Here is a 14,055-nt window from a genome sequence, read left to right on the forward strand (position 1 = left end):
GCACATTGCCTACACCGCCCGGCACCGATGCGACGACGCGGTCGATACCGTCCTGGTCCAGATCGACCAGGGGTAGCATGTCCGGTGTGATCCGTGTGCAGTCGGCGGGAATGAGGTTGGCCGGCACCACGATTTCGCGCACGCCGCCCACGGCTGCGGCCAGCGCCGCCAGCGTCGGCTGGCCGAACAGCACGCGGACGTCGGCAGCCAGGTCGATCTGGCGCATGCGCTCGACCAGCTTCACTGCCAGCAGCGAATGGCCGCCCATTTCAAAGAAATGGTCATGACGGCCGACCTGCTCCACCTGCAGCAGGTCTTGCCAGATCCGCGCAATCGCTGTCTCGACCTCGCCTTGGGGCGCCTCGTATTCGCGGGTCACCACCGAGGACTGGTCGGGCACCGGTAAGGCCTTGCGGTCCAGCTTACCGTTGGTGGTCAGCGGGAATACCGTCAACATCACGAACGCACTGGGCACCATGTATTCCGCCAGGGAACCCAACAGCTCGGCGCGTAGTTCGGCCGCCGACGGTGGCTCGCCCTCTTCGGCAATCACATAGGCCACCAGACGCTGATCGCCCGGGGTGTCCTGGCGCGCCAGAACCACGGCTTCGCGCACGCCGTTGCAGGCGGCCAGCTTGGCCTCGATCTCACCCAGTTCGATACGGAAGCCGCGGATCTTCACCTGGTCGTCGTTACGCCCGAGGTATTCGATACTGCCGTCCGCCAGCCAGCGACCCAGGTCACCGGTCTTGTACAGGCGGGCGTTCGGCTCATCGCTGAAGGGATTGTCGAGGAAACGCTCGGCGGTCAGCTCCTCGCGATTCAGATAACCGCGGCTCACACCCGCGCCACCGACGTACATTTCGCCGACCACACCGACCGGCACGGGTTCGCGTTGGGCGTCGAGCACATACAACTGCAAGTCAGGAATGCGTTTGCCGATGGGGCTGACGCCGGTCAGTTGGGCATCGGCGACACACAACGCACGGTAGGTCACATGCACGGTGGTTTCGGTGATGCCATACATGTTCACCAGTTGCGTGCGGGCATTGGCTTGACGAGCGTACCAGGGCTTGAGGATCCCGGTTTCCAGCGCTTCGCCGCCGAAGATCACCTGCCGCAGGCTGTGGTCCAGGTCGCTCTCGCCCTGGGCCGCGATCAACTGGCGGAACGCGCTCGGCGTCTGGTTGAGGATGGTCACCCCGGCCTCGCACAGCAGCGCATAGCAGTATTGCGGCGAGCGGCTGACCAGTTGCGGCACCACCAGCAGGCGTCCGCCGTGGGTCAATGCGCCCCAGATTTCCCAGACCGAGAAATCGAAGGCGAAGGAATGGAACAGTGCCCAGACGTCTTGCGGGCCGAAATCGAACCACGGCTGGGTGGCCGAGAACAACCGCGCGACGTTGCGGTGTTCGACCATCACGCCTTTGGGCAAGCCGGTCGAGCCGGAGGTGTAGATCACATAGGCCAGGTGACTGGCCCCAAGGCCCGGCACATCCGGGTTATGCCGTGGCTGCTGCTCCATTTCGCTGGCTTCGAGCGGATCGAGCAGCACGGTCGGCACGCTCAATGGCGGCAGGGTTTCACGCCATTCCCGCTGGGTCAGCAGCGCCACCGGGCTGCTGTCGTGCAGCATATAGGCGATGCGCTCCGCCGGATAGGTCGGGTCCAGCGGCACGTAGCCCGCCCCCGCCTTGAGGATGCCCAACAGGCCGACGATCATGTCCAGGCCGCGCTCGACACAGATCGCTACCCGGTCGTCCGGGCGAATACCCACGGCCAACAGGCTGTGGGCCAACTGGTTCGCGCGGGCATTGAGCTGAGCGTAGGTCAGCGTCTGGTCCTCATGGACCACCGCCACGGCGTCCGGCTGGGCCATTGCCCAGGCTTCGAATTGACGATGGATCAGGGCGTCTGCGGCATATTCGGCATCCCGGGTGTTCCAGGTTTCCAGCAACTGCCGGCGTTCGGCTGGCGGCAGGACCGTCAAGGCGTGCAGCGCAGTGTGCGGCGCTTGCTCCAGGGCGGTGACCAGGCTGTCCAGTGCCATCTGCATGTAACCGCAGATGCGTGCGGCACCGATCGAGGTATCGACCAGGGCCGTGAGGGAGAAACCTTCCCCAAGATCATCGACGTTAAGGGTCAGCGGGTAGTTGGTACGTTCGTCACCATTGAGCGCCTCGATCCCGTTCCAGGCCGTGAGGGCGTCCTGGGTCACCTCGGCGGCGCTGTGCCGGTAGTTGAGCAAGGCGCTGAACAGCGGCGTCGGCGCCGCCACGCCACTGCAGCGCTGGGCCAGCGCCAGGGAGGCATGTTCATGGCCCAGCAAATCCGTCAATCGGGCGTGGGTCGCCTTGACCCCGGTACGAACATCTTGAGCGCCCACGTCCACGCGCAACGGCAAGGTGTTGATGAACATCCCCAGCGCCCGGTCGGCACCCTCGCCGCCCTGCATCCGGCCCAGCAATACCGTGCCGAACACCACCTGCTGGCTGCCGGACACCTTGCCCAGCACTTGCGCCCAGGCCAGGTGCACCAGGCTGGCGGCGCTGACGCCCAATTGCCGGGCCTGGGCCCGCAGGCGCCTGGACAGTTCGAGATCCACCGGCTCGCGGACCTCATCGATGCCATGACCATCCCCCTGCACATCCTGCAAGCCGAAGGGCAGTGTTGGCTCGTCGATATCGCCGAGCATGTCGCGGAAGAACGCCTCGTGCTCCGCCTCGCTCGCACCCAGTCGTGCCTGGGCCACATAGTTGCGATAAGGCATCGCTGCACCCAACTGCTCGCCTTGTCCCAGCAGGTGCAATTGCATTTCATGCTGCATCACATCCAGCGCGGTGTGGTCCAGCGCCATGTGATGGAACAGCAGGATCGCCACCCAGCGGTCCTGGGCTTCGTCCCGGCTGTAGACCAGTTGCAACATCGGCGCATGGCGCAGATCCAGCCGGTAGTGGCGCGCATCGAAGCGGCTTGCCAGTTGCGTGGCGACATCGCCGGCCGTGGCATCGGCTTCGAAGCGTTGCGGCTCCAGCTTCACCTGGCGCCAGACCAGCTGCAGCGGTTCGTCCAGGCCTTCCCAGGCCACGCTGGTGCGCAGGATATCGTGGCGGTCGATCACCACCTGCAACGCCTCGACGAACGCCTCGAAGCGTCCGAGGCTATCAAAAGCGAACTGCGACTGGAGCACGTAGGGATCGCCCTGCTCCGCCGCCAGGTGGTGATAGAGAATCCCTTCCTGCAACGGCGCCAACGGGTAGATGTCCTGCACATTACGGGCACCGCCCGGCACGGTCGCCACGATCTGGTCGATCGTGTCCTGGGTCAGGTTGACCAGCGGCAACAGCTCCGGAGTGATGTGTTCACAATCCGGCGGAATCAGGTTTTCGGGAACCGCAATTTCTTTGCCACTGCCCACCGCCGCGGCCAGCGCGGCCAGGGTTGGCTGACTGAACAGCACGCGCACATCGGCACTCAGGCCGGCCTGGCGCATGCGCTCGATCAGGGTCACCGCCAGCAGCGAATGACCGCCCAGTTCGAAGAAGTGATCGTGGCGACCGATCTGCTCGACCTTGAGCAGCTCGGCCCAGAGCCGGGCCAGGGTGGTTTCGATCTCGCCCTGCGGGGCTTCGTATTCGCGACTGGCATAGGCCTCGGCGTCCGGTGCCGGCAGTGCGCGACGGTCCAGCTTGCCGTTGGCGGTCAATGGGAAGAATGGCAGCACCACAAAAGCGCTGGGGACCATGTACTCGGCCAGCGTGCTGGCCAGTTGGCTACGCAGCTCGTGTACCGACAGGGTGATGTCCGCTTCCGGAATCACATAACCCACCAGGCGTTTCGGCCCGGCTTCGTCCTGGCGCGCCAGCACCACGGCGTCTTTCACGCCGGCGCACTGGGCCAACCGGGCCTCGATCTCGCCCAGTTCAATACGGAAGCCACGGATCTTCACCTGATCGTCGTTACGCCCCAGGTAATCCACGGCGCCGTCGGCACGCCAGCGCGCCAGGTCGCCGGTGCGGTAGAGCAAAGCCGCCGGATCGGCGCTGAACGGGTCGGCGACGAACTTCTCGGCGGTCAGTTCCGGACGGTTCAGGTAACCAAGGGCTACACCGTCACCACCAATGTACAGCTCGCCCGCCACACCCACCGGCACGGGTTGCTGTTGGGCGTCCAGCACATAGACCCGACTGTTGCCGACGGGACGACCAATCGGAATCCCCCCCTCGCCCACGGTACGGATTTCGTGCGTGGTGGTGAACGTGGTCGCTTCCGTCGGGCCATAGCCGTTGAGCAGATGCTGCGGTGCGCCATCTTTCAGGACGCGACCGATCACCGCCGGATCCAGCACGTCGCCACCCACGATCAGATAGCGCAGCTGTTTGAACACCGGCAGCAGGCCGTCGGCGTACTGGTGGAACAGCCCGGCAGTCATCCACAACACGCTGACCGATTGCTCGGTCAACAACGCCGCGAACCGCTCCTGGGATAGCAACACATCCTGCTCGACCACCACCACGCAACCGCCATTGAGCAGCGGCGCCCAGACGTCGAGCGTACTGGCGTCGAAGGCCGGGTTCGAAGCGAACGCTACCCGGTCCTGCTCGTTGAAGTCGGCATAACCGTTGTTGATCACCAAGCGGTTGATCGCCCGATGCGGCACCAGCACACCCTTCGGTGTGCCGGTAGAGCCCGAGGTGTACATGATGTAGGCAACCGATTCGGCGCTCTGCGTCAGGTCGAGATTTGCGGGTGCTTCATCCAGCACCACGCAATCCAGGTCGACACGCACAGGGCCTCGCGTCGCGGTCGTGGCACTCAGGGTCAGCAGCACCCGCGCCCCGCTGTCTTCAACCATGAACTGCTGGCGTTCCAGAGGCGCGTGGATATCCAGCGGCACAAAGGCGGCGGCGCATTTGAGCACCGCCAGTTGGCTGACCAACAGTTCAAGAGAGCGCTCCAGCAAAATCGCCACGCGCTCCCCCGGCTGTACGCCCAGGCCGACCAGATGACGGGCCAGGCGATTGGCCCGGTCGTTCAGCTCGGTGTAGGTCAGGCTGTGCTCGTCATGCACTGCCGCCAGCGCCTCGGGATTGGCCCGCACCCGTGCCTCGAACAGACTATGGACGGTCCTGTCCTGCGGATAGCTGCGGGTGGTGGCATTGAATTCCACCAGCAGTTGGCGACGCTCGGCCGACGGCAGGACCACTACGCTGCTCAATGGCGTCTGTGGTGCCTGCTCCAACGCAGACACCAGGTTCTCCAGCACCACGTTCATGTAAGCGCAGATCCGCTGCGCGCCGATCTGCGGCAGCGCTAGCGCGGTCAGGTGGAAATCTTCGCCCAGGTCGTCCACCGACAGGGTCAGCGGATAGTTGGTGCGCTCTTCGTTGCTCAGGATCTCGATGCCGTTCCAGGCCGCCAATGCATCGGCCGAAGTCACATGCGCGCTGCTGTGCCGATAGTTGAGCAAGGCACTGAACAGCGGCATCGGCGCGACCACGCCGCTGCAACGCTGGGCCAGGGCCAGGGACGCATGCTCATGACCCAGCAGGCCGGTCAACCGGGCATGTGCGGCCTTGGTGCTGCCGCGCACATCCTGATCGCCCACGTCCAGCCGAAGCGGCAAGGTGTTGATGAACATGCCCAATGCATGCTCAGCACCGTCGCCACCCTGCATCCGGCCCATCAACACAGTGCCGAATACTACGTCCTGTTTGCCGGACACCTGGCTCAGCACCCGCGCCCAGGCCAGGTGATGCAGGCTCGCCGCACTCACGCCCAACGTCCGGGCCTGGGCCCGCAGGCGGCGACTCAGGTCTGCGCAAAGGTGCAACCCGGCCTCCTCGATATCGCTGCCGTCGCCGCGCACATCCTGCACACCGAAGGGCAGCGTCGGTTCGTCGATGTCGCCGAGCATGTCGCGGAAGAATGCTTCATGTTCCTCGCGGCTGACACCCAGGCGGGCCTGAGCCACGTAGTTACGGAACGGTGCCGCTTCACCCAATTGATCGCCCTGGCCCAGCAGATGCGCCTGTATTTCGTGGCGCACCACTTCCAGTGCCGTGTGATCCAGTGCCATGTGATGGAACAGCAACAGCGCGACCCAGCGCTGGTTGGCCGGGTCATGGGCAAAGGCAATGCGCATCAGCGGTGCCTGTTGCATGTCGAGACGGTAATGCAGTGTGTCGAAGCGCTCGCGCAGCTGTCCGGCGATATCCCCCGCCTCGGCGGCCAGCACCACCTCCTCGACCGCCAGCTGCGCTTTGCGCCAGACCACTTGCACCGGCTCGTCCAGGCCTTCCCAGACCACCGACGTACGCAGGATGTCATGGCGATCGATCACCGCCTGCAGCGCATGGGCAAATGCGTCCAGGCGTTCATGGTCGGTGACGGTGAATGTCGCCTGCAACACATAGGGGTCACCAGTGGCCGCTGCAATGTGGTGGTAGAGAATGCCTTCCTGCAACGGTGCCAGGGGATAGATGTCCTGCACATTGCGCGCACCACCCGGCACCGTCGCGACGATGCGGTCGATAGCCTGCTGGTCCAGAGCGACCAGCGGCAGCATCGACGGCGTGATCCGAGTGCTCCCCAACAGAATGCCGTTGTCCGGCACCTCGACATCGCGACCACTACCGACCGCGGCGGCCAGCGCCATCAAGGTCGGCTGACCAAACAGCACACGGATGTCCGCCGACCAGCCGAGCTGGCGCATGCGCCCGATCAGGCTGACGGCCAGCAGCGAATGGCCGCCCAGCTCGAAGAAGTGGTCGTGACGCCCCACTTGTTGCAGGCCCAACAGGTCCTGCCAGATCTGCGCCAGGGCGATTTCGGTCTCACCTTGTGGCGCTTCGTAGCCGCGGGTGATGAGCGCATCGTGTTCCGGGGCCGGCAAGGCCTTGCGGTCGAGTTTGCCGTTGGGGGTCAGGGGCAGTGCATCAAGCTGCACGTAGGCCACCGGGACCATATAGGCCGGCAATTGCGCTTGCAGATGGCTGCGCAGGATCTCAATGTCCACCGCTTCGGATTGAGTGAAATAAGCCACCAGGCGCTTGTCGCCCGGCACGTCTTCACGGGCCAGTACCACCGTTTCTTTCACAGCGTCATGCTGGGCAAGCTTGGCTTCGATCTCGCCCAGTTCGATGCGGAAACCCCGGATCTTCACCTGGTCGTCGTTACGGCCCAGGTATTCGATGTTGCCGTCCGGGAGATAACGGCCGAGGTCGCCGGTTTTGTACATCCGGGCATTGGGTGAACAGCTGAAGGGATCGCTGAGGAAACGCTCGGCGGTCAGGTCATCACGATTGAGATAACCACGGGCGACACCGGCACCGCCGATATAGATTTCCCCTGGAACACCCAGCGGCACCGGCTGCTTATGCTCATCCAGCAAGTAGAACTGGGTATTGGCAACCGGCTTGCCGATATGCGCGGCAAACCCGTCTTCACGGGCCATCGACACCCAACTCGAATAAGTCGTGGTTTCCGAAGGCCCATAGAGGTTGCACAGGCGCTTGACGGAAGTCTGTTCGAACAGCGCTTCCACCAGACTGCGCTTGAGCGCTTCGCCGGCCACGTTGACTGTATCGACGCCCTCGCTCAAACCACCGGATTCCAGCAACGCCTTGAGCGCCGACGGCACGGTGTTGATCAGGGTGATGTCGTGTTCGCCGTGTTGCAGTTCCAGCACATTAGTGACGACCTCGATGCTGCCGCCGCTAGTCAACGGTGCAAAGCACTCGTAAACCGCGAGATCGAAGTTCAGCGAGGTCGAGAACAGGGTTTTCGACAGGGTTTGCGCATCGAAAGACCGATGGGCCCAAGTCAGGAAGTTCACCGTGTTGCGGTGTTCGATCATCACCCCTTTCGGCAAGCCGGTGGAACCGGAGGTGTAGATCACGTAAGCCAGATGCGCCGAGGTCAGCTCGGCAATCTCTGGATTCGAGACGGATTCGTCCTGCCAGCGCCCGCTACCCAAATCAATCACTGGCATCGTTGCATCAGCCAACAACCCAAGGGTCGCAGCCTGGGCCAGCACCACGGCCGGCGCGCTGTCCTCCAGCATGTAGGCAATCCGATCCGCCGGATAGGCCGGATCCAGTGGCACGTAACCGCCACCGGCCTTGAGAATCGCCAGCAAGCCCACGACCATGTCGATACCACGCTCGACGCAGATCGCCACCCGAGAATCCGGCCGCACGCCCTGCTTGCGCAGGTAATGCGCCAACCGGTTGGCCCGTTCGTTCAGCTCGCGATAGCTCAGGCGCTGCTCGCCATGCAGCACCGCCAGCGCATCCGGCGTGCGCTGCACCTGTTCCTCGAACAATCCGTGAACGGTCTGTTCCAGCGGGTACTCGGCGTCAGTGGCGTTGAACGCCACCAGCAGTTGCTCACGTTCCGCTTCAGGCAGAATCGGCAAGCGATACAACGCCGCCTGGGGCGTCTGCTCCAGCGCCTCCACCAGTTTTTCCAGGGCAGTGTGCATGTACCCGCAGACCCGCTGCGCGCCAATCTGCGCCGCCACCAGCACCGTCAGGCTGAAGCCGTTGCCCAGGTCGTCGACGTTCAATGTCAGTGGATAGTTGGTACGCTCTTCGCCATCCAGGGCATGGATACCCTGCCAAGCGTCCGTCGCCTGCGCCGACACCTCGCCCATGGCGCTGTGTCGATAGTTGAGCAAGGCGCTGAACAGCGGCAACGGCGCCGCCACGCCGCTGCAACGCTGAGCCAGGGCCAGGGAGGCATGTTCGTGGCCCAACAGCGAAGTCAACCGGGCATGGGTGGCCTTGACGCCCGCACGCACGCCCTGGTGCCCCACCTGAACGCGCAATGGCAGGGTGTTGATGAACATCCCCAGGGCGCGATCAGTCTCGGCACCGCCCTGCATCCGCCCCATCAGCACAGTGCCGAATACCACATCCTGCTTGCCGGATACCTTGCCCAGCACCTGTGCCCAGGCCAGGTGCACCAGGCTGGCGACGCTTACCCCCAACTGACGGGCCTGGGCCCGCAAACGCAAGTCCAGGGAAGCCTCCACCGATTGCCGGGCCTCTTCGATATCATGGCCACTGCCCTGCACATCCTGCAGGCCGAACGGCAATGTCGGTTCGTCGATATCGCCGAGCATCTCGCGGAAAAACACCTCATGTTCTTCCCGGCTCATGCCCAGGCGCGCCTGGGCCACGTAATTGCGATAGGGCACTGCATCAGCCAGTTGCCCGACGTTGCCCATCAGATGCGCCTGCATTTCATGCTGCACCACTTCCAGCGCCGTGTGGTCGAGCACCATGTGATGGAACAACAACGTCGCAACCAATCGATGATTGGCGGCATCCTGTCCATAGGCCAGGCGCATCAGCGGTGCCTGGCTGACATCCAGGCGATGGTGTCGCGGGTCGAAGCGCTGCTGCAATTGTGCCACGGCATCACCGGCGGCCGGATCGAGGTCGACCGCTTCAACGTGCAGCTTCGCCTCGCGCCAGACCACTTGCACCGGCGACTCCAAGCCTTCCCAGGCCACGCTGGTGCGCAGGATGTCGTGACGATCGATCACCCCCTGCAACGCCTCGACGAACGCATCGAGCCGTTCGCGGTGGTCGAACGCGAACTGCGACTGCAAGACATACAGATCGCCCTGTTCGGCCGAAAGATGATGGAAGAAGATGCCTTCCTGCAGCGGCGCCAGCGGGTAGATATCCTGTACGTTGCCCGCACCGCCCGGCACCGTCGCGACGATGCGGTCGATGGTTTGCTGATCCAGCTCGACCAGAGGCAGCATCGGCGGCGTGATCCGCGTGCAGCCCGGCAGGATGCCGTTGTCCGGTACCTGGATTTCGCTGCCGCTACCCACCGCTGCCGCCAGCGCCATCAAGGTCGGCTGGCCGAACAGCACGCGCACGTCGGCGCTCAAACCGACCTGGCGCATCCGCCCGATCAGGCTGACGGCCAGCAGCGAGTGGCCACCGAGTTCAAAGAAGTGGTCGTGACGACCGACGCGCTCGACCTTGAGCAGATCCTGCCAGATCTGCGCCAGGGTGGTTTCAACTTCACCTCGGGGGGCTTCGTAGCCGCGGGTGATGACCGAATCCAGGTCTGGGGCCGGCAGGGCCTTGCGGTCGAGTTTGCCGTTGGGGGTCAACGGCATGGCATCAAGACAAACGTAGGCCACCGGGACCATGTACTCCGGCAATTGCCCTTGCAGGTGGCTGCGCAGGGTCTCGATGTCCACCGCTTCTGACTGGGTGAAATAGGCGACCAGACGCTTATCGCCTGGTACGTCCTCGCGGGCCAGCACCACCGTTTCTTTTACCGATTCATGCCGGGCAAAGCGGGCTTCGATCTCGCCCAGTTCGATGCGGAAACCGCGGATCTTCACTTGATCGTCGTTGCGGCCCAGGTATTCGATGTTGCCGTCCGGCAGGTAACGGCCGAGGTCGCCGGTCTTGTACATGCGGGCGTTTGCGGCGCTGCTGAACGGATCCTTGAGGAAACGTTCAGCCGTCAGGTCATCACGATTGAGATAACCCCGAGCTACACCCGCGCCGCCGATGTAAATCTCTCCCGGTACACCCAGCGGCACCGGTTGTTTATGTTCATCCAGCAAGTAGAACTGGGTGTTGGCGACCGGTTTGCCAATATGCGCGGCAAACCCATCTTCGCGAGCCATCGATACCCAGCTGGAGTACGTCGTGGTTTCCGAAGGACCGTAGAGGTTGCACAGACGCTTGACCGAAGTCTGCTCGAACAACGCTTCCACCAGGCTGCGCTTGAGGGCTTCGCCGGCCACGTTCACCGTGTCCACGCCTTCGCCCAGTCCACCGGACTCCAGCAAGGCCTTGAGCGCCGATGGCACGGTGTTTATCAGGGTGATGTCGTGTTCGCCGTGTTGCAGTTCCAGCACATTAGTGACGACCTCGATGCTGCCGCCGCTAGTCAACGGTGCAAAGCACTCGTAAACCGCGAGATCGAAGTTCAGCGAGGTCGAGAACAGGGTTTTCGACAGGGTTTGCGCATCGAACGACCGATGGGCCCAAGTCAGGAAGTTCACCGTGTTGCGGTGTTCGATCATCACCCCTTTCGGCAAGCCGGTGGAACCGGAGGTGTAGATCACGTAGGCCAGATGCGCCGAGGTCAGCCCAGGTACCTGCGGATTCGAGACGGACTCGTCCTGCCAGAGCCCGCTACCGAGATCGATCACAGGCATCTTGGCACCAGCCAACAACCCAAGGGTCGCCGTCTGGACCAGGACCACGGCCGGAGCGCTGTCTTCCAGCATGTAGGCAATCCGATCCGCCGGATAGGCCGGATCCAGTGGCACGTAACCGCCACCGGCCTTGAGAATCGCCAGCAAGCCCACGACCATGTCGAGGCCACGTTCGACGCAGATCGCCACCCGCGAATCCGGCTGTACGCCCTGCCCGCGCAGATAATGCGCCAAGCGGTTGGCTTGCTCGTTCAGCTCGCGATAGCTCAGGCGCTGCCCGCCATGCAGCACCGCCAGCGCATCCGGCGTGCGCTGCACCTGTTCCTCGAACAATCCGTGAACGGTCTGTTCCAGCGGGTACTCGCCGTCAGTGGCGTTGAACGCCACCAGCAGTTGCTCGCGCTCCGCTTCCGGCAGAATCGGCAAATCGGCCAGCGATGATTCAGGCGCACACTCCAGCGCCTGGGCCAAAGTCGCCAGCGCCGTTTCCATATAGGCACAGATCCGCGGCGCGTCGATCCCGCTCGCCGCCTGGACGGTGAGACTGAAGCTTTCGCCCAGATCGTCCACCGAAAGCATCAGCGGGTAGTTGGTTCGCTCTTCGCCACCAAGCACCTGGATACCGTTCCAGGCAGACACCGCATCGGTCGAAGTCGCCGTACCGGTGTGGCGGTAGTTGAGCAAGGCACTGAACAACGGCGCGGGTGCAACCACACCACTGCAACGCTGCGCCAAAGCCAGGGAGGCGTGCTCGTGGCCGAGCAATGCGGTCAACCGTGCATGGGTGGACTTGACCCCGGCGCGTACGTCCTGCCCACCAATGCTCACCCGCAGCGGCAAGGTATTGATGAACATACCCAAGGCGCGGGCGGCGCCCTCGCCGCCCTGCATCCGGCCCATCAGCACGGTACCGAACACCACATCGTCCCGGCCCGACACACGGCCCAGCACCTGCGCCCAGGCCAAGTGGACCAGACTCGCGGCACTCACGCCGAGCTGCCGCGCCTGGGCCCTCAAGCCCAGGCTCAAGCTGTTGGCGAGTGTCAGCGTGGCTTCCTCAATGCCCGATCCTGCGCCCTGCACCTCTTGCAGGCCGAATGGCAGTGTCGGTTCATCGACATCACCCAGCATCTCGCGGAAAAAACCCTCGTGGGCTTCAGCGCTCACACCCAGGCGCACCTGTGCCACGTAGTTGCGAAAAGGTACCGGCTCAGGCAATGCATCGGCCCGACCGAGGAGGAATGCCTGCATCTCGTGCTGCACCAACTCCAGGGCTGCATGGTCCAGCGCCATGTGATGGAACAACAGAATCGCCACCCAGCGGTTGTTAGCCCGATCCTCAGCACAGACCAGGCGCATCAACGGCGCCCGGCCCACGTCCAGACGGTGATGTCGGGTATCGAAACGCTGATGCAGTTGCCACTCGATATCGCCCTCGGCCGGATCGAGCACCAGTTCCTCCAGCGCCAGAGTGGCCTGGCGCCAGACCACCTGCATCGGTTCCTCCAGCCCCTCCCAAACCACCGCGGTGCGCAAGATGTCGTGGCGATTGATTACGCCTTGCAAGGCCTGGAGAAAATCATCCAGGCGAGCCCGCTGGTCTGCCCCGAACAAGGTCTGCAGCACATAGGGATCGCCGTGCTCTGCGGCAAGGTGATGGTAGAAAATGCCTTCCTGCAACGGCGCCAGCGGGTAGATGTCCTGGACATTGCCAGCGCCACCGGGCACGCCGTCGACGATCCGGTCGATCTGCTCCTGAGTCAGGCTCGCCAACGGCAACATGTCCGGTGTGATACGGAACGCCGGGCTCAACCAGTCGCCACCGTTTCTCTCCACCAGGGCGAGCAGTTCGTGCTTATGGACGGCCAGACTGTCCCATACCGCGCTCTCCAGCCCTTCGTCATCGCCCTCGATCACAAGGTTTTCGCCATCCTGCTGGAGACGAATCGGGTGCTTGGAAAGCGCTGCCATCAGTTCGCTGAATTGCATCGAAGGACCTGCTTTTCTGGTTCGGAGTGGTTGACGATCAATGTGCTTTTCAGACACGGCGTGTCGCCTGGACGCGAGGATTGGCGGTGGACGGGCCGATCACCGCGTGCGGGCCAATGCAATGAATATCGTCATGTGCAACCGAAGGAGATCCGTCTCCGGGACTGTCTCCTTACAGGCCAAAAAAAATTAGAGCATTCGGTAGGGCATGTCTGTCATGGGAAGCAGGGACAAGTCCCGGCGACGAGCAGGCGGATGCCAATCCTGTAGGAGCCGGGCTTGCCCGCGATGGCGGTGGCACAGTCAACATCAATGCAAGCTGACCCACCGCTATCGCGAGCAGGCTCGCTCCCACATTGGACTTGGGATGAGCTCGGCCTTTGCGGACGCCGCCAGACCCGTGGGAGCCGGGCGTGCCCGCGATGGCGGTGGCACAGTCAACATCAATGCAAGCTGACCCACCGCTATCGCGAGCAGGCTCGCTCCCACATTGGACTTGGGATGAGCTCGGCCTTTGCGGACGCCGCCAGACCCGTGGGAGCCGGGCTTGCCCGCGATGGCGGTGGCACAGTCAACATCAATGCAAGCTGACCCACCGCTATCGCGAGCAAGCCCACTCCCACATTGGACTTGGGATGAGCTCGGCCTTTGCGGACGCCGCTAGACCCGTGGGAGCCGGGCTTGCCCGCGATGGCGGTGGCACATCCAACATCTGCGTGACAGACACTCCGCTTTCGCGAGCAAGCCCGCTCCCACCCTGATCGCGGGCTGGTCATAACATCCGCTATGACGCCATATCCTCTGTGGGAGCGAGCCTGCTCGCGATGGCGTCATGCCGGCAGACAGGCTCTCTCCCATCGGGC

Annotated in this window: 1 protein-coding gene (cut by a window edge); it reads right to left on the reverse strand. The window is 63.6% G+C overall.

Annotated features, from left to right (window positions below):
* A protein-coding gene (locus tag QZH45_RS17635; RefSeq protein ID WP_432783799.1) for a non-ribosomal peptide synthase/polyketide synthase crosses the window boundary here: on the reverse strand, positions 1-13,150 show its 5' end (the start). Its footprint begins 17,705 nt before the window's first position; only the first 13,150 of its 30,855 coding nucleotides appear in the window; its start codon is at positions 13,148-13,150; the stop codon falls past the left edge of the window.
* Between the last annotated feature and the right edge of the window lie 905 nt (positions 13,151-14,055).

Origin of the sequence: Pseudomonas corrugata (assembly GCF_050920615.1) — a bacterium.
In the GTDB taxonomy this organism is placed as follows: domain Bacteria; phylum Pseudomonadota; class Gammaproteobacteria; order Pseudomonadales; family Pseudomonadaceae; genus Aquipseudomonas; species Aquipseudomonas corrugata.